The sequence below is a fragment of the Rhizohabitans arisaemae genome (genome assembly GCF_025996515.1).
GTDB classification, from domain to species: domain Bacteria; phylum Actinomycetota; class Actinomycetes; order Streptosporangiales; family Streptosporangiaceae; genus Rhizohabitans; species Rhizohabitans arisaemae.
Genome location: NZ_BLRH01000021.1, coordinates 133,804 through 155,211 on the forward strand (window position 1 = coordinate 133,804; position 21,408 = coordinate 155,211).

16 protein-coding genes are annotated in these 21,408 nt (G+C 70.2%); 5 read left to right on the forward strand and 11 right to left on the reverse strand.

The window, feature by feature from the left end; translation table 11 throughout:
* Positions 1-6 precede the first annotated feature (6 nt).
* From RUR_RS09055 to RUR_RS09070, 4 genes are all read right to left on the reverse strand, one after another.
* On the reverse strand, positions 7-2,076 hold the full coding sequence (locus RUR_RS09055) for a xanthine dehydrogenase family protein molybdopterin-binding subunit (protein ID WP_283134495.1): 2,070 nt from the start codon (positions 2,074-2,076) through the stop codon (positions 7-9).
* Positions 2,073-3,038: an FAD binding domain-containing protein gene (locus RUR_RS09060; RefSeq protein WP_283134496.1), complete on the reverse strand. Its 966-nt coding sequence runs from the start codon at positions 3,036-3,038 to the stop codon at positions 2,073-2,075. The genes RUR_RS09055 and RUR_RS09060 overlap by 4 nt, the downstream gene beginning before the upstream one ends.
* The gene (locus RUR_RS09065) at positions 3,035-3,544 is read right to left on the reverse strand and encodes a 2Fe-2S iron-sulfur cluster-binding protein (RefSeq protein WP_283134497.1); all 510 of its coding nucleotides are present in this window, start codon (positions 3,542-3,544) and stop codon (positions 3,035-3,037) included. Before RUR_RS09065 ends, RUR_RS09060 begins: the two co-directional genes overlap by 4 nt.
* A 258-nt stretch (positions 3,545-3,802) precedes the next feature.
* Positions 3,803-4,948: an epoxide hydrolase family protein gene (locus RUR_RS09070; RefSeq protein ID WP_283134498.1), complete on the reverse strand. Its 1,146-nt coding sequence runs from the start codon at positions 4,946-4,948 to the stop codon at positions 3,803-3,805.
* 62 nt (positions 4,949-5,010) lie between these two features.
* Between RUR_RS09070 and RUR_RS09075 the strand changes: the two genes are divergently transcribed.
* Positions 5,011-5,991, forward strand: coding sequence for a helix-turn-helix transcriptional regulator (locus tag RUR_RS09075; protein ID WP_283134499.1), 981 nt, complete (start codon positions 5,011-5,013; stop codon positions 5,989-5,991).
* A 237-nt stretch (positions 5,992-6,228) separates the two neighbouring features.
* Here RUR_RS09075 and RUR_RS09080 read toward each other — a convergent pair whose 3' ends face one another.
* The gene (locus RUR_RS09080; RefSeq protein WP_283134500.1) at positions 6,229-6,438 is read right to left on the reverse strand and encodes a hypothetical protein; all 210 of its coding nucleotides are present in this window, start codon (positions 6,436-6,438) and stop codon (positions 6,229-6,231) included.
* Between the two features lie 971 nt (positions 6,439-7,409).
* Here RUR_RS09080 and RUR_RS09085 point away from each other — a divergent pair.
* A complete protein-coding gene (locus tag RUR_RS09085; protein WP_283134501.1) occupies positions 7,410-7,538 on the forward strand; it encodes a hypothetical protein in 129 nt (42 codons plus the stop codon).
* Between the two features lie 61 nt (positions 7,539-7,599).
* On the opposite strand, the gene RUR_RS09090 is transcribed toward RUR_RS09085, so the two are convergent.
* Positions 7,600-8,481: an AfsR/SARP family transcriptional regulator gene (locus RUR_RS09090; RefSeq protein WP_283134502.1), complete on the reverse strand. Its 882-nt coding sequence runs from the start codon at positions 8,479-8,481 to the stop codon at positions 7,600-7,602.
* Positions 8,482-8,710: 229 nt separating this feature from the next.
* On the opposite strand from RUR_RS09090, the gene RUR_RS09095 reads away from it, so the two are divergent.
* From RUR_RS09095 to RUR_RS09105, 3 genes are all read left to right on the forward strand, one after another.
* On the forward strand, positions 8,711-12,472 hold the full coding sequence (locus tag RUR_RS09095; protein ID WP_283134503.1) for a WD40 repeat domain-containing protein: 3,762 nt from the start codon (positions 8,711-8,713) through the stop codon (positions 12,470-12,472).
* A gap of 94 nt (positions 12,473-12,566) precedes the next feature.
* On the forward strand, positions 12,567-15,545 hold the full coding sequence (locus RUR_RS09100; protein ID WP_283134504.1) for an AfsR/SARP family transcriptional regulator: 2,979 nt from the start codon (positions 12,567-12,569) through the stop codon (positions 15,543-15,545).
* A 172-nt stretch (positions 15,546-15,717) separates the two neighbouring features.
* Positions 15,718-16,779 (forward strand): winged helix-turn-helix domain-containing protein, encoded by a 1,062-nt coding sequence (locus RUR_RS09105; RefSeq protein WP_283134505.1) that lies wholly within the window; start codon positions 15,718-15,720, stop codon positions 16,777-16,779.
* Between the two features lie 167 nt (positions 16,780-16,946).
* On the opposite strand, the gene RUR_RS09110 is transcribed toward RUR_RS09105, so the two are convergent.
* The 5 genes from RUR_RS09110 to RUR_RS09130 form a co-directional block, all read right to left on the reverse strand.
* Positions 16,947-17,117, reverse strand: a complete 171-nt coding sequence (locus RUR_RS09110; RefSeq protein ID WP_283134506.1) for a hypothetical protein — start codon at positions 17,115-17,117, stop codon at positions 16,947-16,949.
* A 225-nt stretch (positions 17,118-17,342) separates the two neighbouring features.
* Positions 17,343-18,809: an MFS transporter gene (locus RUR_RS09115; protein WP_283134507.1), complete on the reverse strand. Its 1,467-nt coding sequence runs from the start codon at positions 18,807-18,809 to the stop codon at positions 17,343-17,345.
* A 91-nt stretch (positions 18,810-18,900) separates the two neighbouring features.
* A complete protein-coding gene (locus RUR_RS09120) occupies positions 18,901-19,746 on the reverse strand; it encodes a methyltransferase domain-containing protein (protein WP_283134508.1) in 846 nt (281 codons plus the stop codon).
* A 78-nt stretch (positions 19,747-19,824) separates the two neighbouring features.
* Complete coding sequence (locus tag RUR_RS09125) at positions 19,825-20,547, reverse strand: class I SAM-dependent methyltransferase (RefSeq protein WP_283134509.1); 723 nt, start codon at positions 20,545-20,547, stop codon at positions 19,825-19,827.
* Between the two features lie 13 nt (positions 20,548-20,560).
* On the reverse strand, positions 20,561-21,406 hold the full coding sequence (locus tag RUR_RS09130; RefSeq protein WP_283134510.1) for a class I SAM-dependent methyltransferase: 846 nt from the start codon (positions 21,404-21,406) through the stop codon (positions 20,561-20,563).
* Positions 21,407-21,408 lie beyond the last annotated feature (2 nt).

The window sequence follows — 21,408 nt, forward strand, 5'->3', positions numbered from 1 at the left end:
ACCCGCTCACGCCTCCAGCACCCGGTCGAGCCGGATCGGCAAGGACCGCTGCCTGACCCCCGTCGCATGCCAGACGGCGTTCGCGATCGCGGCGGCCGTACCCACATTGCCGATCTCACCGGCGCCCTTGATACCCAGCGGAATGCCGGGTTCGTAGTCGGGCACGAAGTCGGCCTCGATGTCGGGCACGTCGGCATGCGAGGCGATGTGGTAGCCGGCGAAGTCCGCGTTGACGTGCCGGCCCGAGACCGGATCGCGAACGCCTTCCTCGTGCAGGGCCATGGACAGCCCGCCGATCATCCCTCCGACGACCTGGCTGCGGGCCGTGAGCGGGTTGACCACCCGGCCCACGGCGAACATCCCGAGCAGCCGGCGTACCCGTACCTCGCCGGTCGCCGGGTCGACACCCACCTCGGCGAACACGGCGCTGTAGGCGTGCCGTTCCAGGGAGGGCAGGTCGCCGAGCGATTGGCCGGTGTCGACCGTGACCGTCCCGCGACGGTCCTGCTCACGCAGCTTCGCCGCGGCTTCGGCGATCGCCCAGGCCCAGGACGTGGTTCCCCGGGAGCCGCCCGCGGGCCAGGCGGGTCCGAGGGCGCTGTCGGAGATCTTGAGGCGGATCAGGTCGATGCCGACGGCCAGTGCGTCGGCGGCGATCGCGGTCAGCGCGGTGCGTGCGCCGGTGCCGAGGTCGGTGGCGCCGATGGCGACGGTGAAGGTCCCGTCCGGCTCCGCGGTCATCGACGCCGACGAGGGGAACGCGCCCACGCTGAAGGACGTGGCGGCCAGCCCCGTACCGATCAGCAGGGCTCCGTCACGCCGCAGCCGCGGCCGACGATCTCGGGTGTCCCAGCCGAACCTGCGCGCCCCTTCCCGCAGGCAGGCGACGAGGTTCCGGCTGCTGAACGGCAGGCCGGACACGGGGCCGACCGGCGGCTCGTTGCGCAGCCGCAGTTCCAGGGGATCGAGGTCCAGCCGCTCCGCCAGCTCGTCCATGGCGGATTCGAGGGCGAACGACCCGGGGACGGCGCCGGGTCCGCGCATCGAGCCCGGCGGCAGGATGTCGAGGGGGACCGCGGTGAGGTTCGTCCGGATGGCCGGTGCCGCGTAGAGGGTCTTGGTGAGCTCGGTGCAGCCCTCGATGTACTCCGCCAGCGGAGAGATCTCGAAGGCGGGTTCGTGCCAGATCGCCCGCAGGCGGCCGTCGGCGTCGGCGCCGATCCGGATGAGCTGGTCGGTGGCCGGCCGCATCGCCGTGGCGAGGAACACCTGGGCGCGGGTCAGCGTGACCCGCACGGGCCGCCGAAACCGCAGCGCGGCCATCGCGGCCAGGATCAGCTGAGGGCCGCACAACCCCTTCGAGCCGAACCCGCCGCCGACCTGCTCGGTGCGGACGCGCACTCGATCAAGGCTGAGGGAGAACAGCGCGGCCAGGGTGGCGGCTATGGTGAACGGCCCCTGATTGGAGTCGATCGCCTCCAGGCGTTCCCCCTCCCACCACACGGTCGCCGAGTGCGGCTCCATCGCGCTGCAGTGCTCCTCGGGCGTGCGATAGCGCTCCTGCACCACCACGGCGGACGCGGCCAGCCCGGCCTCGACGTCACCGACGTCCACCGGCTCATCGAAGATCGTCAATGCCGGGCGGCCCGCCGGATGATCGGCGGTGAAGGCCGTGTCGTGCGGCTCCTCGTCATAGGTCACCGGCAGTGCGTCGGCTGCCGCCCGCGCCTGCTCCGGCGTCTCGGCCACCACGAGCGCGACCGGCCATCCGGCGAAGGGGACCACCGCGTCCTGCAGCAGCCGCAACTGGCCGTCCGGGCCGAAGAAGCCACCTGCTTTCGGATTGAGGCGGGGCGCATTGGTGTGGTCGATCACGCCCACCACGCCGGGCATGTCCCGGACGGCCGAGACGTCGACGCCGCGGATGCGCCCACGGGACACGGTGGACAGCACGACCGAGCCGGCGAGCAGGTCCGGCATCGGCACGTCGGCGGCGTAGCGCGCGGCTCCGGTGACCTTGGCCTTTCCCTCGATCCTGGGCCGCGCGGTCCCGACGGCTCCGTTCGCGGTGTTCATGCGTGGACCTCCTCCAGGACCGCCACGATCAGGTTGCGGGCGAGCGTGACCTTGTAGCCGTTGCCGGGCAGCGGCCTGGCCGCCGACAGCTCGGCATCGGCTGCGGCTCGGAATCCGTCGGCGGTGGGCGGACCCGCCAGGAGGGAGGACTCGGCGGTCCGGGCACGCCACGGCCGCGAAGCGACACCGCCGAGGGCGATCCGTGCCGAACCCCCGTCACCGTCCAGGCCGACGGCGACGGAGACGGTGGCGAAGGCGTACGACGCCCGCTCGCGCACCTTCCGGTAGCGCGACCGCGGGGAGACCGCGGATCCCGGGAGGACGACCGCGGTGATCAGGGCTCCGGGCGGCAGTGCCGTCTCCCGCTGCGGTGTGTCGCCGACGGGCGGGTAGAACTCCTCCAGTGGGATCTCGCCCCCGCCATCCAGGGTCTCGTAGCGGACGATTGCGTCGAACGCGACCAGCGCCACCGCCATGTCCGAGGGATGGGTGGCGGCACAGTGCGGCGACCAGCCGAGGACGGCGTGATTGTGATGCTGTCCGGCGATCGCGGGACAGCCGCTTCCGGGCAGGCGCTTGTTGCAGGCGTACGAGGGGTCGGCGAAGTAGCCGCACCGGGTCCGCTGCAGGAGGTTGCCGCCCACCGTGGCCATGTTGCGCAGCTGTCCGGACGCGCCGGCCAGCACCGCCTGGCTCAGCGCCGGGTAGCGCCGCCGTACCCCGGGATGGGCCGCCAGGTCGCTGTTGGTGGTCGTGGCGCCGATGAGCAGTCCGCCGTCCGGTGTCTCGCGGATCCCGGCCAAGGGCAGCCACCGTACGTCGACCAGCCGGTCGGGCGCCTCGACTCCGCTCTTCATCAGGTCGACGAGGTTCGTGCCACCGCCCAGGTAGCGTGCGCCCGTGCTCCCCGCGATCAGCGCGTCACGCAGATCCGTCGCGCGCCGGTAGGCGAACTCCTTCATCCCGCCACCTCGATGACGGCACGCACGATCGCCGGGTACGCCCCGCAGCGGCACAGGTTGCCGCTCAGCCGCTCACGCACCTCCGCCGCGTCCAAGGTCGGCGGTGGGGTATCGGGGGAGACGTCGGCGGTCACCGCGCTGGGCCAGCCCGCCGCATGCTCGGCCAGCATCCCGACGGCCGAGCAGATCTGCCCGGACGTGCAGAAACCGCATTGGAAGCCGTCATGCGCGACGAAGGCCGCCTGGAGCGGGTGCTCGACGCCCTCGATCGTGGTGACCTCGGCCCCTTCGGCGGCGACCGCCAGCGTCAGGCAGGACACCACACGTCTGCCGTCGAGCAGCACGGTGCACGCCCCGCACTGCCCGTGATCGCATCCCTTCTTCGGCCCGGTGCGGCCGAGATCCTCACGCAACGCGTCGAGCAGCGTCGTGCGGTTGTCGACGGTCAACCGGTGTGTCACCCCGTTGACGCGCAGAGAGATCCCGCTGCGGTGGTCGTCGGTCATCGTCGGTCCCTTCTCAAGCAGGCATGGACCACGCAATCAGCCGGCCATGGGGAGTACGAGCCTCAGAACTCTTGTGTCCTTGCACATTCCTGCTCGCCGCACGCGCACGGTACGGGCTGCGCCTGGTCGGTCCGATCGGCCCCGCGGTTCCCGGAAACCCATGTCGGCTTTCGCGTGCCGGGCGGCTCGCGGCTCCATCCGCGGGAACCGGATTGAGACGCGGAGCCACCGGCGAGTGCGAGAGGCGAAGACCCACGTCTAGCGCACGAGGCGGAAGAACTCCCGGATGTCGCCGACGAGCAGGTCGGGTGCCTCCATCGCGGCGAAGTGCCCGCCGCGGTCGAACTCCGTCCAGTGCACGACCTTGTGGTCGCGCTCGGCCACCCGGCGGATCGCGTAGTCCGTGGGGAACGCCGCCATTCCGTGGGGCAGGGCGGAGTACTCCTGGGGCTGTCCCCACACGGCCGCGCTCTCCTTGTAGAGGCGCGCCGAGGAGGCCGCGGTGCCGGTGAGCCAGTAGACGCTGACGTTGGTGAGGAGCTGGTCGAGGTCGACCGCGTCCTCGGGCAGGTCGCGGGCGGGGTCGGTCCACTCCTGGAACTTCTCCGTGATCCAGGCGAGCTGCCCGGCGGGCGAGTCGTGCAGCCCGTACGCCACCGTCTGCGGCCGGGTGGACTGGATGATCGCGTAGCCCAGGCCGTCCTCGCTGTGCCGGGCCATCCGGGTCTGCTCGGCTTCGGACAGGTTCTCGAACTCGGCGGGGTCTCCCGAGGGGAATCCGAGTCCGCCGTTGACGTGCACGCCGACGACGCGCTCCGGTGCCACCCGGCCGAGTTCGGGGGCGATGAAGGATCCCGAGTCGCCGCCCTGGGCGCCGTACCGCTCGTATCCAAGGCGGTCCATCAGCTCCGCCCAGGCCCGCGCCACGCGCGGCATGTCCCACCCGGTCTCCGCGGTCGGGCCGGAGAAGCCGAAGCCGGGGATGGAGGGGGCGACGACGTGGAAGGCGTCCCCGGGGTCGCCGCCGTGCGAGCGGGGGTCGGTGAGCGGGCCGATGATCTTCATGAACTCGACCACGGAGCCCGGCCACCCGTGCGTGACGATCAGCGGCAGCGCGTCCGGCTCGGGGGAGCGCACATGCAGGAAGTGGATGTTCTGCCGGTCGATCTCGGTGGTGAACTGCGGGAACCGGTTTAGCTCCGCTTCGTGGCGTCGCCAGTCGTAGTCGGTGCCCCAGTACTCGGCCAGTTTCCTGGCGTAGGACACGGGCACGCCGTAGGACCACGCGACGCCGTCCAGCTCGTCCGGCCAGCGGGTGCGAGCGAGCCGGTTACGCAGATCGTCCAGGTCGGCCGGGGGGATGTCGATGCGGAAGGGGTGGATTTCAGGCTTGTTCGGCGTCATGTGGGCAACGCTAGATCAGGGTTAGGACAGGTTCAGTCCTAGGTGTATGGCACAGTGAGAAAATGCTGGAAACATCGGCTCGCTTGCTCAGACTGCTCTCACTCCTGCAGACCCACCGCGATTGGTCGGGCGCGGAGCTCGCCGAACGTCTCGGCGTGTCCGGCCGTACCGTCCGCCGTGACGTGGACAGGCTCCGCGAACTCGGATATCCCGTCCATGCCACGGCCGGCATGTCCGGCTACCGGCTCGGCGCCGGCACCGCGCTGCCGCCGCTGCTGCTGGACGACGACGAGGCGGTCGCCGTCGCGATCGGCCTGCGCACCGCCGCAGCGCGCGGCGTCACCGGTATCGAGGAGACCTCCGTACGGGCCCTCATGAAGCTGGAGCAGGTGCTGCCGTCCCGGCTGCGCGCCCGGGTCGGTGCGCTGCAGGCGATGACCGTGCCCATGACCGCGGGCGGCCCCACCGTCGACCCGGAGCTCCTCACCGCCGTGGCCGCCGCCTGCCGCGACCGGATGGGGCTCAGATTCGACTATCGGTCTTACGACGGCACCGAGACCGTCCGCCTGGTCGAACCGCACCGTCTGGTCGCCTCGGACCGCCGGTGGTATCTCGTCGCCTTCGACACCGGACGCGACGACTGGCGCACCTTCCGCCTGGACCGGGTGCGGCTGCGCACCCCGGGCGGTCCCCGCTTCGCCCCGCGCGACCCGCCGGAAGGCGACCTGGCCGGCTACACCTCGCGCATGATCTCCAGCGCCCCCTACCGCTACCGATGCCGCTTCACCGTGCACGCGCCCGCGGCCGAGGTCACCGCGCGGTTCCCCCCGACCGTCGCCGTCGTCGAACCGCTCGACGAACACACCTGCACGCTGGAGAGCGGGTCGAACAGCCTGGACGAGATGCTCTTCTACATCACCTCGCTCGGCCTGCCGTTCGAAGCGCACGAGCCGCCCGAACTCCTCACCCACATGCGGGCACTCGCCGACCGGCTCACGGCCGCTATCGCGTCGCAGGTTCCCTCCGCGCGGACGGGCGCTTGAGCCAATCCGGGTACGGGCTGCGCCGGGTGCTCGGTGACGGCAGTCCGCCCCGATCGGGGGACGACCGCTGCGCGAACCGACCTCGACCGGCTGCATTCGCGCCGAGGCCGGTACGGCTGCGCCGGGTGCGCGGTGCGATGAGCAGTCACCGCACCGCGCACATGACGCAGAAGCGTGCGGGGGCCGTGACACCCCCGGGCCTTCCCCTGCGGGAACCGGCTCAGCCACCAGCGGCGTTCAGGAGTGTGGGTTGTCCACATAGATCACCCGCGTGAACCTGTTGTTGACGTACTGAGCCACCATGACGATCTGGATTGTGGCTTGCCTGCAGTTCGTGCTGCCGGTGAACGATCGGGTGACGTTGTAGGTGCTGTCGTTGTGTCGGCTCGTCCATCCGCAGGGGATGCGCGTGTTGCCCTCGAATACCTCCAACTCGGTCCGCGTCACCCGGGGCAAAGTAACTCTGGGTGGCGACAGAGACGGGGGTGCTCTGCTGACCGTGGCACACTGATCTTGTGGGCGAGGTGGACCAGCAGTTCCACCAGACCGTCGGTGATCTCGGTCTGCCGTACATGGCACAACGAAGAGTTAGACCCATCCGACTCCGTACGACCAGATGGTGTCGAAGGGGTAGCAAAAGGCGGTGGATTCGCGTCTTCCGGCGTACCCGTATGTCCCTTGGTTGGTGTAGAAGTGGCTTGAGTTGGTGTGATCTCTGCACCGCACCCAGGCCAGGAATGGCTCACCATCACCGTTGCACCGGCCATTGACGTACCTGCTGTTCCAGCTCGTTCCCGTCGATACCGAGCAGCTGCCCCGCTTGGCGTAGGCCGGCTCCGAGACTGTGAGAAGAGTCCCCGCGGCAAGAGCCACAGAGCAAATGCCTAACAAGAGGTTGCGCACTCTTCTTTCCCTTCCAGCGATTTGCGCCAGATCCGTAACCCTGGATCGGAGGGCTTCCCTCCCGAACCTGACGATCCCATTAGCCGCAAGACAGCTCAATGTGATTCGACTTCAACCGAAAATCCCTGGTCAAGTCGTGTACAGCTTGGCGCACGCAACGATTGCTCTGGCCGGGAACACGAGGCTCGGTTAGTCGGATACTTCCTCCGTGCGCCTTGAGGTCAGCGTGCGTTCCAGGCTCCCGGCTGGCGCTCGCTGGTGGAGGGCTCGGCGTGGCACAGCACACAGACGGGGGGCGCCGAGACCGCCGCACCCGTCGTGTCCGGTCATCGCAAGGTGCAGGGGGTGCCGCGGCACCCCCTGCACCTTGCGATGACCACTGATCGTCCAACTTGTCACTGGCCGTACCAGCACTGATCACTTGAGCAGATGGGCCAAGTACGGGCGACGGCCGACTGGCTGGAGACCCCCCGCCAGACCCGACGACGAGAAAGACAAGAAGTGAAGAAGTGACCGTGACCGACACCACCGACGTGATCGAGGCCCACCTGGACCGGCTCCGGCCCATCGTGTGTGATGTCGCGACAACCGTGCCGCGCCGGGCGGTGACGACTGTCCGGGGCAGTGCGACCGCCGTGTCTTGACACTGACCTGCCGTGATCGCGGCTGTTCGCCGCCAAGAGCGGGCGCTCGGCGCGAACCGGTTCACCGCCTCTTCGTAGCCGGCGACGGCCTTGGGGATCGCTTCCGGCGCCGGATCCGGCAGGTTCGGCAGAACACGATGCGGTCTGACGAGCATCGCGGCCGCGTCCGAGACGGCTTGAGGTGGAGCGAGGGGTCCGCGCGGACGATCCGGTCGTGCAGAACGTGGAGTTCCCCGGCCGGCTCGACGCCGAGTTCCCGGCTCAAGTCCCCGCAGACCCTGCGGTACGCCGCCAGGGCGTCGGGCCGGCGGCCGTCGCGATACAGGGCAAGCATGTACGCGTGTGTCAGTCTTTCCCTGAGAGGATGCCGCCCCACCAGATCGGCGAGCTCCGGGAGAAGCTCACGGTGCCGGCCGCACTCCAGTTCGGCGTCGACGCAGGACTCGATCGCCGACAATCGCAGCTCCTCGAGACCGACCCCCAGCCGGTCCCGCACCCGATCCGTGGCGACGTCCGCGAGCAACGGCCCCCGCCAGTACGACAGCGCATCCCTGAACAGGCGGGACCGGCCGCCCGGATCGGCCGACCGGCGGGCCCGCCCGACCAGGTCCCGGAACCGGTGCACGTCCACCGCCTGGGAGTCGGTCTCGGCCAGGTATCCGTCGCCACGGAGCAGCAGCCGGAACCCCCGGGAACCGGTGCGGTCCGGATCCAGGGTCCCGCGCAGCCTGGCCACATGGCTGTGGAGGATGCTCCGGGCGTTGTCCGGCGGGTCGTCCCACAGCAGCTCCAGCAACCGGTTCACCGGGACGACCCGCCCCGTGTCCAGCAGCAGCAGGCCCAGCAGGCAGCGCTGAGCGCGTCGGCCGAGCATGATTCGACTGTCGCCGCGCCACACCTCGACCGGACCGAGCAACCGGAACTCCCAATCCCCGTTGCGCATGATCACCCCCGTTCTCTCGGTTCGTCAACGCCGTCTTGACTCGGTGATGCAAGGCTGTGTCTCACCGTGCCGGCTCCCGCTCCCGCTGAGCCCCCGGGGCTCTGACTCGTGCGTTTACACATCTAGCCGCTTCCGGGTTGTGCGGCATCGGGGCAGACAATGCACAATCAACACTGCACAAACCGTCGCAGTGCTCACGGAGGTGGAAATGCCGCGTCCTGAGCGGCCAGTGGATCCAGGGGAAGGCGCTGTTCAGCGGTTCGCGTGGGAACTCCGCCGGTTGCGCGAGAGCGCGGGCAACCCCGGCTATCGGAACCTGGCGGGTCGCGTGCACTACTCCGCGAGCACCCTGGCGCAGGCCGCCCGAGGGGAGAAGCTGCCGAGCCTGGTGGTGACATTGGCCTACGTACAGGCGTGCGGCGGTGACAGCACGGAATGGGAGGCGCGCTGGCGCCAGGCCGCAGAGGCTGTGGAAGATGCGCGCCTGCTTTCCCCGGGCGCCGGCGACGACGCGGACGGAAGAGGTCCATATCTGGGATTGGCCGCGTTTCAGGCTGAGGACGCCGAGTCCTTTCACGGCCGGGAACGTATGGTCGACGAGCTCGTCGCGCGACTGGCTCGACAGCGTTTTCTCGCGGTGTTCGGCACATCCGGGGTGGGAAAGTCGTCGTTGCTGCGGGCCGGCCTGATCCCCAGGGCACGCGCCTGCGACCCGGAAGGCGGCGGGGGGTGGCGGACGGTGCTGATGACCCCCGGAGCGCACCCGCTGCGCGAGTACGCCGCCCAGGTCGCCGCCGCGAGCGGCCGGTCACCGGACGAGACGCACGACGCGCTCCTCACCGACCCGTCCGGCCTCCCCGACCTGACCGAGCAGCCGTCGCCGTACCGGTCGCAACCCGCGCCGCTCCTCATCGTCGTCGATCAGTTCGAAGAGGTCTTCACCCTCTGTCACGACGCGCACGAACGCGGCCGGTTCATCGCCGCCCTGCTGGCCGGGGCCCAGACGACCGGAGGCCGGACACACGTGGTGCTCGGCGTACGCGCCGACTTCTACGCGCACTGCGCCGATCACCTCGATCTCGCGGCGGCGCTCACGGACGCGCAGATCCTGCTGGCTCCCATGACGACCGAGGAACTGCGGCAGGCTGTCACGCAACCCGCCCGCTCCGCCGGCTGCAGTGTCGAAGGCGCCTTGCTCGCCGCGATCGTCGCCGACGCGGTCGGGCAGCCCGGCGCCCTGCCCCTGGTCTCGCACGCCTTGGTGGAGACGTGGCGCCGCCGCCGCGGCCACACGCTCACTCTCGCCGGGTACCAGGAGGCGGGCGGCATTCAAGGTGCCCTGGTGAAGACCGCCGAGACGCTGTACGCCGATCTTTCCCCCGCCCGGCAATCGCGTGCCAAGGACATGTTCATCCGGCTGACCGCCCTGGGGGAGGGCACCGACGACACCGCCCGACGCATCGCCCAGGACGAACTGGAGGTGGAGGAGCCCGATACCCGCGCCCTACTCGGCATGTTCGCCGGTGCCCGGCTCATCACCCTCGGCGACAACACGGTGGAGGTCGCCCATGAGGCGTTGATCCGGGGCTGGCCCCGGCTGCACCGATGGCTGACGGCCGACCGGGAGGCCCTGCGCGTGCGCCGCCGGCTCACCGAGGCCGCACAGGCGTGGGCGGCGCTCGGACACGATCCCGGCGCGTTGTACCGGGGCGCCCGACTGGCCGTCGTCCGTGAGTGGGCAGACGAAGGCCGCCGCGACGCACTGAACAGGCTGGAGCGCGACTTCCTGGACGCTTCCATCCGGCGGGAAAAGGCCGGACGCGCCAGAGTCGTCCGCCGAAGCCGCCAACTGCGCTACCTGGCGCTCGGTCTCACGCTACTGCTGCTCGTCACCGCGGGTACCGCCCTGGTGGCCGTACAGCAGTGGCGCGAGGCGGAAGGCGCCCACCGGATCGCGCTGTCACGCCAGCTCGCCGCCCAGACGCTCACCGTCGCCGACTCCGAGCCCGGCACCGCCATGCTGCTGGCCGCGCACGCCTTCGCCGTCGCACCGACCGTCGAGGCACGCGGCGCCCTGCTGAGCGTCTCCACCCTGCAAGCGCACCAGGGTACGCTCACCGGCCACATCGGTGCCGTCTCCCAGGTGCTCTTCAGTCCCGACGGCCGCACACTGTTCAGTGTCGGCAGGGACAGGGCGGTGGCGGTGTGGGATGTCCGGCGCCGGACTCGGCTGGCCGTGCTTCACGGGCACGACACGTGGCTGAAGGCCGCCGCCCTCAGCCCGGACGGGGGATTGCTGGCCACCGGCGGCGAGGACGGTCACCTCGTGCTCTGGGACACGGCGGGGCAGGCACGTGTCGCCACCCTCGCCGGGCACACACAGCAGATCAGGGAGATCACTTTCAGTCCCGACGGCCGCACTTTGGCCACCGCCGGTGACGACCGGGCCGTCATCCTGTGGGATGCGCTCCGGCATACCCGCCTGGCGACGCTCAACGGGCACACGGGGAAGGTTCGCGGCGTGGCTTTCAGTCCCGACGGCCGTACCCTCGCCACGGCAGGAGACGACAAGCGGGTGGTCCTCTGGGACCTCACGCGGCGTGTCCGAACAGCGGTCCTGACCGGGCATGCCCACACCGCCGGCGCCGTGGCCTTCAGCCCAGACGGCCGTACCCTGGCCAGCGCGGGCGGGAATACCACGGTGATCCTCTGGGATGTCGGCCGGCGCGCCCGCCTGACGACCTTCAGCCATCGGAGGCCGGGGGAGGTCATCACCCTCAAGTTCAGCCCGGACGGCCGTACCCTCGCCACCTCGGGACACGACCCGGCGATCCTGCTGTGGGACGTTGAGCGGCGTGCCCTGCGCGGACGTCTCAGCGGACACAAAATCAACGTCTACACGCTGGACTTCGACCCCCGCACGTCCATGCTGGCCTCAGCGGGAGAAGACGGAGCCGTCCTGTTGTGGAACACCGCTCAGGCCTCGCCGGCCGGTCACGCCACCCGGGTCAACGATGTCGCCTTCAGTCCCGACGGCGGGCTGCTGGCCGCAGCCGACGCACATCGGACATCGGTGTGGGAGACGCGGAGTCGAACCCTGCACGCCATCCGCACCGACCCGGCAAAGGACGTCTACGCCCTCGCCTTCAGTCCCGACGGCCGCACCCTCGCCATGGCGATGGGCGAGTCCGGATCGTCCCCGGAAACCTCGGCCGGCACCGTCACCTTGTGGGATCTCGGGACGGGGACCTCCTCGGAACTCATCGGGCACACCGGAGCGGTACTCGACGTCGCCTTCAGTCCCGACGGCCGTACCCTGGCCACCGGCAGCGTGGACTCGACGGTGATCTTGTGGGATGTGGCCCGCCGCACCCGCCTGGCTGACCTCACCGGCCACAGCCGGCCCGTCAACGGTGTCGCCTTCAGTCCCGACGGCCACACCCTGGCCACGGGCGGCCACGACCACATCGTGATGCTCTGGGACGTGGCGACCCGCAGACCGCTGGCCGCGCCCCTGGCCGCCCACACCGCGTGGGTGAGAACGGTGGCCTTCAGTCCCGACGGCCGCACTCTGGCCACCGCCGACGCCGACAAGACGGTGATCTTGTGGGATGTGGCCCGGCGCACTCGCCTCGCCGTGGTGACCGGTCACGCCGACGCCCTTACCACCGGCGTCGCCTTCCACCCCGGCGGCCGTACCCTCGCCTTCACCAGTGGCGACCACACCGTCACCTTGTGGGACGTCCGCCAGGGGAGACACACGGCTCGCCTCGTCGGTCACACGGAACCCGTGCAGGCGATCGCCTTCAGTCCCGGTGGGCACACGCTGGCCACCGCCGGAGCCGACGGCGGCGTACTGCTGTGGAACACCGACCCCCATGAGACGGCAAGCCGCATCTGCGGGGCTCTTGGTCGCGACCTAACCCCAGAGGAATGGCGACGCTACACCGAGCGGACGCCATATCGGACGACATGCGGCGCTCGGTGGTGAATGGCAAGGCTGTGTCAAGCCGGCCCGGCCATGCTGCCGGGAAACGTACTCGTGGTGCCGTGAGTTGTCGCGTGGCCCTCGGGAGGGGAAAATCATGCAATTCTCCATCCTCGGCCCGGTCAGAGTGCAGGGAAACGGCAGGACAAGCGCTCTTGGCCGGTCTCAGCGGCGTGGATTGCTGGGCTTCCTGCTGCTCAACGCCGAACGGGTGGTCACATTGGATGCGGTGATCGACGCCCTGTGGGGCGGTGCACCCCCGCCTTCGGCCCGCTCCCAGGTCTACTCGGCCATATATGCGATCCGCAGCGAGCTGGGAAACCTCGGCATCGAGGGAGTGACATCGGTTCGGGGCGGCTACATGCTGAAGGCCGGGCTCGAGGATTTGGACCTGGCCAGGTTCGAGGCCTGCGAGAGGCAGGCGCGGTCGCAGCAGGATCCGGAGAACGTCGTCCGGTTGCTCCGCCGGGGTCTTGGACTGTGGAACGGCCCCGCGCTGAGCGATGCCTCGGGGGCATACGTTGAGTCGGTCCGGACCCACCTGGAGGAGAAGCGACTCGCCGGCGTGGAGACGCTGATCGACGCCGAGCTCGCCTTGGGTCGGCACGCCCTGGTGGTCAGTGAGTTTCAGGGGCTGGTGAGCAGCCATCCGCTGCGGGAACGGTTGCACACGCAACTCATGGTGGCGCTCTACCGGAGCGGACGCCAGGTCGACGCCCTCGACCTGGCTCGTGACATGCGCCATCGGCTTGTCGAAGAGCACGGCCTGGACCCCGGTCACACGGTGGTCGCGCTGGAGCAGGCCATCCTGCGAGGCGAGCCGTCCCTGAACCTCTCGGCGCCCCGGTACGTGGCGGCCACCGGGAGAGCGCCTCTGCGCGATGCCCCGGCTCAGCTTCCGGGGAACTTCGCCGATTTCACCGGCCGTGATGAGGAACTCGCGGCCGCGGTGCGGACCTTGACCGGCGAGCCGAAGGCGGCACCACCGATCTGCGTGGTCGCCGGCCCTCCGGGGGTTGGGAAGACCGCCCTGGCCGTCCACATCGGGCACCGGCTCGTCGAGAGCTACCCGGACTGCCAGCTCTTCGTCGACCTGTGTGGCGTGGACAGCCGGTCGGCGAACCCCGCGGACGTGCTCGCCGGGTTCCTGCGCGCGCTGGGCGTGGACCCCGGCGCCATCCCGGAGAGTTCCGACGAGCGCTCCGCGCTCTACCGGACCCTGCTCGCCGACCGGCGCTCGCTGGTGGTGCTCGACAACGCGATGGACGAGAACCAGGTGCGGCCTCTGCTGCCTGGCGCCGCCACCTGCGCCGTACTGGTGACCAGCCGCAGGCGGCTCACCGGTCTCGGCGCCCAGGCGCTGCTCGTGCTGCGGCCGTTCGACGGCGAGGAGTCGGTCACGTTGCTGAGCCGGATCGTCGGAGCGGAGCGCGTCGCGGCGGAGGACACCGGAACCCACGAGGTGGCACGGCTCTGCGGCGGGATGCCGCTCGCGCTGCGCATCGCCGGGGCACGTCTCGTCGCGCGGCCACACCGCGGAATCGGGGAACTGGCCGAGCGGCTCGCCGACGAGCACCGCCGCCTCGACGAGCTCTCCTATTCCGGTCTCGCCGTCCGGGCCAGCCTTGACCTGAGCTACCACGGTTTGAGCGGGCCGGAGCGGCGGCTGCTCCGGCGGCTCGCCGTACTCGACGTCACCCAGGCCGCATCGTGGCTGGCCGTCGCGGTCAGCGGTGAGAAGCGGGCCGATGCCGAGGAGATGCTGGAGAGCCTTGCGGACATCCACCTCGTGCAGGTCTCCGGCGTCGATCGCACCGGCCAGGTCCGGTACGGCATGCACGATCTCGTGCGGGCCTACTGCCGGGAGCGGATGGCCGAGGAGGAGACCGCCGCCGACACGGTGTCCGCGGTCGTATCGGCCGCCCGGCATCTGCTCCGGCTGGCCGGTGAGGCGCGAGTCGCCAGCCGGGGCCGCGATTACGCGGTCCGTCTCGCCGAGGAGCCGGAAGCCGAGGTGGACCAGGAGAGCGTCGGCCACGCCACGCGTCACGCGGTGACCTGGCTGGAGGTCGAGCGGGAGACCCTTTCCGGCATCGTCGGGCAGGCATCGGCGTTGGGGCTTTTCGGGGAGTGCTGGCGGGTCGCCTTGATGGCGAGCTGGCTTTATGACGTCCAGAGCTACAGGGGGGAGTACCAGGCGATGCTCTCGATCGCCCGGGCGGCGGCTCTGCAGGCGGGTGACCGGCGTGCCGAGGCATTCGTCATGGTGCTCTGCAGTGAGGTGAGCGCCTTTCGCCTGGGCTCCCTGGACGAGGCCGAGCCCATGCTCAGGCAAGCTGAGAAGATCTTCCTGGAGCTGGGTGACGACTACGGTGCGGCCGACACCGGGCGGGTCCTAGGAAGGCTCGAGCGCATACGAGGCGAGCACGCCAACGCCCTGCGGCGCTATCGATGGATGCGCGACGTCTTCCATGCGGTGGGGGATCATGTCAGCGAGAGTCTGGCCCTGCGCTTCATCGGCCAGATCCATCTGGCCGAGCGTCGCCCCGGGGAGGCTCTGCCGTACATGGAGGAGGCTCTCCTGCTGGCGGCGAAAGGCCCAGGCGACTGGCATCGGCTGATGGTGCTGGTCTGGCTCGCCGAGACCTACCGCAAGCTCGGGAGACCGGACGAGGCGCGAACGGGTTTCCTTGCGGTCGCCCAAACGGTCGAGCAGGTGAACGATCTTTCGGGAGCGGCCTATGCCCGGCTTGGCCTGGCACAGGTGGCGATCGATGTCGGCGACCGCCAAGAGGCCCGCTCTCAGCTCGCCCTCGCGGCCGGCCACGCCGTCGACTGCGGAATCATGTACGCGACCTGTGACGTCGGTGTGGCCGTCGCCAGAGCGCGCCTGCGCCTCGGAGATTTCGCCGAAACAGCCGAGATGATCGAACGTGTCCTGCCGTTGATCGCCCAGATGCCCTCTTTCCCTGCGCCGGCCGAGGCCATGGAGCTGCTGGCGACAGCCCGTGAGCGGCTGGGCGATGCCGATGGCGCCGCCGAGGTTCGTGCCGAGATTGCGCGGTCCTGCCGGTAACGCAGCCACGGCGTGTAGATCGCGTATAGCCCGCGTATCAACCCAAGCTGGCAGAAATTAGGAAGTCACGGTACGACCCAGCAGGTGACGGATGATCAAGTGCTGCACCACCCCAGATCCACGTCGCCCCGATCCACGTCCTGTACCTGCCCACCCAACGGGGAGACATGACATGGCACTATGCGCCACAGGCACTCTGACGATCGTCTTCACCTCCGAAGACCTCGCGCTTACCCGGCTCGCCACACGGACCGATCTGCTGTGGGAGATGGTCGGCAGCCTGCATCGCCTGCAAACCCGCGACGGCGACAGACCCACCGCCACCTGGCGCAGGCAAGCCCATACCCGCCTCACCGAAGACGGCCTGCTGACCTCCGTGCGCACGTTGCTTCTGCCACTCGTTCCCCGGGGCCCGTACTTCCCTGATTTCCTCACCCCGATCGAAGCCCAACTCGGCAACGAGCACGCCCTCCAGGCGCTTGCCGACACACCCGGCAAGCGTGTCCGGGATGACGTGGAGCGCCTGCGCCGCAGCACCGGCCTCCCCTCCACCGCCCTGGACGATCTCGCACGCGGCACCCCGCACACCATCCGGGGACTTGGACAGCTCGCGGACGCCTACTGCCAGGCCGTGCTCACCCCCCACTGGGCGACGATCGACCGTGTCCTCTCCGAAGAGCGCACCCTGCGACTCCGTCATCTCCTCACCGGCGGCGCCGAGCACATGCTCGCCCATCTGCCACCGCCGATGCGCTGGATACCACCCGTCCTCGAGGTCGGCTACCCGGCGGGAATCACCCGTGAGATCCGGCTCCGCGGGCGCGGCCTGACACTGATCCCGTCCTACTTCTGCCGGGCCAACCCGGTCGCCCTGGTGGACCCGGCCCTCCCTCCTGTACTGACCTACCCCGTCCCCCGCCGGGCCGCGCAGAACGCCACCGGAGGCAATGCTCTGATCGCGCTGCTGGGCCGGACCCGAGCCGAGGTCCTCGGCTCCATCGACCGGGCACCAGGCTGCACCACCACCGAACTGGCCGGCAGTATCGGCGTCTCGTTGCCCACCGCCAGCGAGCACACGCACGTACTCCGCCAAGCCAACCTGATCGCCAGCGTCCGCCAAGCCAACCTGATGCTCCACTACACGACCCGATTGGGTGCCGAGCTTCTCATCGGCTCACCTCGTGCGGCAGAGACGCGTTCGCAGGGGCGGGCGCCGGTCTCACGGCTCAGGTGACATTCCGAGTGCCGTCCTGGTTGCTGGGCCCGTGGTGACGCCGGCCATGGCCGTCGCCGATTGCGCGCTGTGCACGCCTTACCGACCGTCATGCGCCTAATCCCGAGCAGGCACCGTTGCACGAGCCAAGCCGGCGGCACGCTGCCACACAGGAGCAGCCGGGTGGGTCACGGGTCGCCGGACCATTCCGGGCTTGAACGGGTGAGCAGGGAGGTTGGGGGACTCGGGGCTTTCCGTGGCCGGTCGAGGGGGAGGAAGAGCCGGGGGAGTCCGTCGGGTCTGGTGCTCACCTCGGCGTCCACCCGGTAGGCGGTCCGGAGCAGCTCACCGGTGATCACATCGGTGACCGGCCCGCCGGGGTGGGCCCGGCCTTCGTGCTGCTTGGCCTGCTTGTGGCGATCCCCGGCGGTTTGTGGCTGTGTCTTCCCCTGGCGGGATCACGGCGGGACCGATGAGTCGGCCGCCGACGCAGGGGGCCTCCCCGGTGTTCCCGCGAGTGGTCTCACGATCGGTGGGCCCGGCGGGTTCGCCGGGCCCGCCGGGCCGCCGTTCGACGGGCGGGTTCAGGAGCCGGCGGAGCGCTGCCGCCGGATGGTCAGCGCGATGAGGATCGCGCCCGCCGCGAAGATCATGCCGGTGGTGAAGGCCTGTGCCAGCCCCTCCGCCATGATGTGGACGCCTTGCATCGGGCCCGCCGGGGCGGTGGCGGCGGCGTTCTGGCTGCCCGTCGTGAAGACCGTCACCAGGATCGCCAGGCCGAGCGAGGCGCCCACGTTCTGCAGGACCTGCAGGGTGCCCGAGGTCACCCCCGAGTCCTGCGGCGGGACGCTCGTCATGATGGCGATGTTGAGCGCGAGGAACGCGGCCCCGGAACCGATGCCGATCAGTGCCATCGGCCCGGCCAGGTCGGGGAAGTAGGTACTGTCGGCGGAGATGCGGGTGAGCCAGCCGACGCCCCCGGCGACCAGGAGCGTCCCCGCCAGGGTGACCGGCCTGGCGCCCAGCCCCACGGTGAGCCTCGGCGTCACCGTCGAGGCCGCGATGAACCCCAGGGCGAACGGCAGGAAGGCGAAGCCCGTGGCGATCGGGCTGAACTTCAGCGCGGTCTGCAGGAACTGGGTGAGGAAGAAGAACATGCTGCCCATCGTGGCGGGGATCAGCAGCATGCCGAGGAATCCCGCCGCTCGGCCCCGGTCGGTGAACAGCCGCAACGGCATGATGGGCTGCTTCGTCCGGGCCTCGATGACGACGAACAGCACCAGCAGGAGCACCGCGCAGGTGAAGGCCGTCAGGGTGAGCGGGTCGTCCCACCCGCTGCCCGACGTGCGGATCACCGCGTAGACCAGGGAGGCGACGCCCAGCGTCGAGGTGAGCGCGCCCGCGACGTCCAGCCGGCCGGGCCGTGCGGGGGAGGCGGGGACGAATCGCGGCGTCAGCAGGACGGTGAAGATCCCCAGCGGCACGTTGATGAACAGGACCCAGCGCCAGGAGAGCAGGTCGGTCAGCACCCCGCCGAGGATGAGGCCGATGGCGATGCCGGAGCCGGAGACGGCGGAGAAGAGGCTGAGCGCGCGGTTGCGCTCGGGGCCTTCCCGGAAGCCGGTCACGATGAGGGCGAGGACGCTGGGGGCGGCGAAGGCCGCGCCGACGGCCTGCAGCACCCGGGCCGTGATCAGCCATCCGGCCGAGAGCGCGAATCCGGCCGCCAGGGAGGCGACCGCGAAGAGCAGGACACCGGCGGTGAACACCCGGCGCCGTCCGAACACGTCGCCGGCGCGCCCGCCGAGCAGCAGCAGGCCGCCGAACGCGAGGGCGTAGGCGCTCGGCACCCAGGACAGCCCTTCGGGCGTGAAGTTGAGATCACGGCCGATGTCGGGCAGTGCGATGGTGACGAACATGGAGTCGAGGACGAACATCAGCTGGGCGGTGAGGATGAGGCCGAGGGCGAGGCCGGGACGACGGCGCCGGGCCGGGCCGGGAGACTCCGCGGTGGATAGGGGGTCGGTGCTGGAGGCGATCTGTTCTGTCATGGCGAACCCTTAGGCGGCTGCGTGTCGATCTCCGATGGCGGGCGATCGCCCCGGCGCGTGCCGGGGCGATCGCCGGGGGTTCCCAGGCTGGTCAGGCGGAAGGGCGGCGGGCGACGGCGACGACGTAGCCCGTCTCCTCCATCGCGCCGAAGGCCAGGGCCGACCGGGCCATCAGCTCGGTGCGCTGCGGGGAGAGACCGACACTGCTTTCAAGATCGTCGGCGGCGTCCCGGAATCCCTTGGCCACCGCGGCCATCGTCCTGCTGAAGACGTGCTCACCGATCTCCATGAGCTCCACGACCTCCAGACCCGCCTGGCCGATCAGCTCCGGCAAGCTCTCGATCGGCGGATAGGAGGCGTTGAAGGTCCGGTAGTAGTTGTCGAGGAACTCCCGCTTCTCCCCGGTGGTCGGCACAAGCTCGACGCAGATCGTGAAGACCAGGCGCGCGCCGGGCCGCAGCACCCGGGCGATCTCGCGCAGCACCTGGGCGCGGTCGGGGACGTGCGGCAGCGACTCGACCGCCCACACGCCGTCGAACGACTCCTCCGGATAGTCCAGCTCCATCGCGTCCGCGTGCCGGATGACGATGCTGTCGTCCAAGCCCTCCTCGCGGACCCGGGCGACGGCCTTCTCGACCTGGTGGATGCCGAGGTCGATGCCTTCGATCTCCACCTGCCTGACCCGCGCGAGCCGTACGGCGGGACGCCCGGTGCCGCAGCCGACGTCGAGCACCCGCCCGCCGGGCCGTACGTCGAGCTTGGCGATGAGCAGGTCGGTCAGCCGGTCCGTGGCGGCCTGCATCGAGTCGTCGTCGCCCGCGCCGGCCCAGTAGCCGACGTGCAGGTTGTCGCCGAGGATGACCTCGGAGACGTCGGTGAGCTGCTCGTACTGCCTGATGATGGCCTCGTAGTCGGCGGACTGCTCCTGAACGGACATGGATTCTCCCCGTGGTGGAAGGTGTGTCGTGGTCGGTGGTGCGGGACGGTCCGGCTGAAGGGTGGGCTTCATCCGGGGTCAGATCGGTTCGTAGAACGAGATGTGCGCGCGGCTGTCGGCGACGTACGGCGCGGTGCGCGCCCAGTTTCCCCAGCGTTCGCGCAGGCGCAGGCCCGCCTGATTCGCCATCAGGTCGAACTCGGCGGGCGAGGTGAGGCGCAACGCCACCGGGTTGAGCCGGACGCCGTCGTTGCGCAGGATCACGTGCTGGGCCCGGTAGTGCTGGCCGACGGGGTCGTACTCGGAGGCGACGAGGTGCAGCTCGTCGGTGCTGATGTGCGCCACCTGGAGTCCGCCTCCGGTGAAGACGGCGGGGTTGGCCTCCTCGATGGCCAGGACGCCGCCCGGTTCGAGGTGCTCGCGGACTTTGATCAGGCAGCGGAGCTGGTCGCCCGGGTCGGAGAGCTGTAGCAGCGAGTTGACCGCGAACACCACCGAGAACCGCCCTTGCACCGGCAGTTCGCTGAAGTCGCCTCGGACCGCCTCGACGAGGCCGCCCGGATCCTTCTCCCGGAGTCTGGCGAGCATGGCGGGGGAGACGTCGACCCCGGTCACCTTGAGCCCGGCCTTGGCCAGCGGCAGGGCGACCCGCCCGGTGCCGACCCCGAGTTCCAGGACCGCCCCGCCCATGGCGAGGCCCTCCACGGCGTCGATGGTCTCCCGGGGCTCCCAGGCGCTGTGCATCCAGTCGTACATGTCGGCGATGCGCTCGCCGTACGTCGACTTCTCGTAGTTCAGCATCGGGAACCCTCTCTCAGCCGGCCAGGCGGCGGGCGACGGCGATGATGTGGGTGCCGCCGTCGACGGCGCCGGGGGCGCGGCAGGCCTCCAGCTCCCAGCGGACGAACGCCTCCATCACCTCGGGGTCGGCCAGCAGCGCGGGGTCGAGGTCGGCGGACTCGGCCGACAGGAAGTTCGAGGCGGACACCGCGGCGATCTCGCAGCCCGCGGCGGTCAAGGCGTCCCTCAGCTCCGCCCAGGTGAAGAAGTGGGTGGTGAGTAGCTCGGTGCCGGCGTTGATTCCCACGATGTCGCCGCTGGTCACCGCGCTGTCGATGGCGGCGAGCTGCCCGGCGCCGGCGAGCCGCAGGATCGGGGCGAGCCCCGCGCGCAGGTAGCCGTGGCGTGAGGTCACGCTGACGATGACGACCCCGCCGGGCCTGGTCACCCGGACGATCTCGGCGAGCGCCTCGGGGACCCGGTCCAGGACACAGCTCAGCACACTCCCGACGCAGACCACCGCGTCGTAGGCGCCGGAGGGGAAGCGGGACAGGTCGACGATGTCGGCCTGGTGCCAGCCGGTGACCCGGTCGGTCAGCCCGGCCTCGGCGACCTTCTCGCGGTTGATGCCGAGCTGGACGTCGGACAGGTCGCAGACGGTGACCTGCGCCCCGGCCCGGGCCAGTTCGATGGTGAAGCGGCCGGGGCCCGCGCCGGCTTCGAGCACGGCGTCGCCGGGGCCGACGAACTCGGCGAGCATCGCCTTGTGGATGCGGTAGTTGATCTGGTTCTCCAGGGAGCTCTCCAGCCGGTCCCACTCGTTGGCGCCCCAGGTGTTGTAGAAGGACTTGGTGGTGGCGGAGTCGTAGGCGGCGGTCATGG

Excerpts from the sequence above, each read along its gene's own strand:
- RUR_RS09100 (WP_283134504.1), top strand. The coding sequence starts at position 12,567 with ATGCAATTCTCCATCCTCGGCCCGGTCAGAGTGCAGGGAAACGGCAGG.
- RUR_RS09075 (WP_283134499.1), top strand. The coding sequence starts at position 5,011 with ATGCTGGAAACATCGGCTCGCTTGCTCAGACTGCTCTCACTCCTGCAG.
- RUR_RS09115 (WP_283134507.1), bottom strand. The coding sequence starts at position 18,809 with ATGACAGAACAGATCGCCTCCAGCACCGACCCCCTATCCACCGCGGAG.
- RUR_RS09065 (WP_283134497.1), bottom strand. The coding sequence starts at position 3,544 with ATGACCGACGACCACCGCAGCGGGATCTCTCTGCGCGTCAACGGGGTG.
- RUR_RS09105 (WP_283134505.1), top strand. The coding sequence starts at position 15,718 with ATGGCACTATGCGCCACAGGCACTCTGACGATCGTCTTCACCTCCGAA.
- RUR_RS09060 (WP_283134496.1), bottom strand. The coding sequence starts at position 3,038 with ATGAAGGAGTTCGCCTACCGGCGCGCGACGGATCTGCGTGACGCGCTG.
- RUR_RS09070 (WP_283134498.1), bottom strand. The coding sequence starts at position 4,948 with ATGACGCCGAACAAGCCTGAAATCCACCCCTTCCGCATCGACATCCCC.
- RUR_RS09120 (WP_283134508.1), bottom strand. The coding sequence starts at position 19,746 with ATGTCCGTTCAGGAGCAGTCCGCCGACTACGAGGCCATCATCAGGCAG.
- RUR_RS09125 (WP_283134509.1), bottom strand. The coding sequence starts at position 20,547 with ATGCTGAACTACGAGAAGTCGACGTACGGCGAGCGCATCGCCGACATG.
- RUR_RS09055 (WP_283134495.1), bottom strand. The coding sequence starts at position 2,076 with ATGAACACCGCGAACGGAGCCGTCGGGACCGCGCGGCCCAGGATCGAG.
- RUR_RS09090 (WP_283134502.1), bottom strand. The coding sequence starts at position 8,481 with ATGCGCAACGGGGATTGGGAGTTCCGGTTGCTCGGTCCGGTCGAGGTG.
- RUR_RS09130 (WP_283134510.1), bottom strand. The coding sequence starts at position 21,406 with ATGACCGCCGCCTACGACTCCGCCACCACCAAGTCCTTCTACAACACC.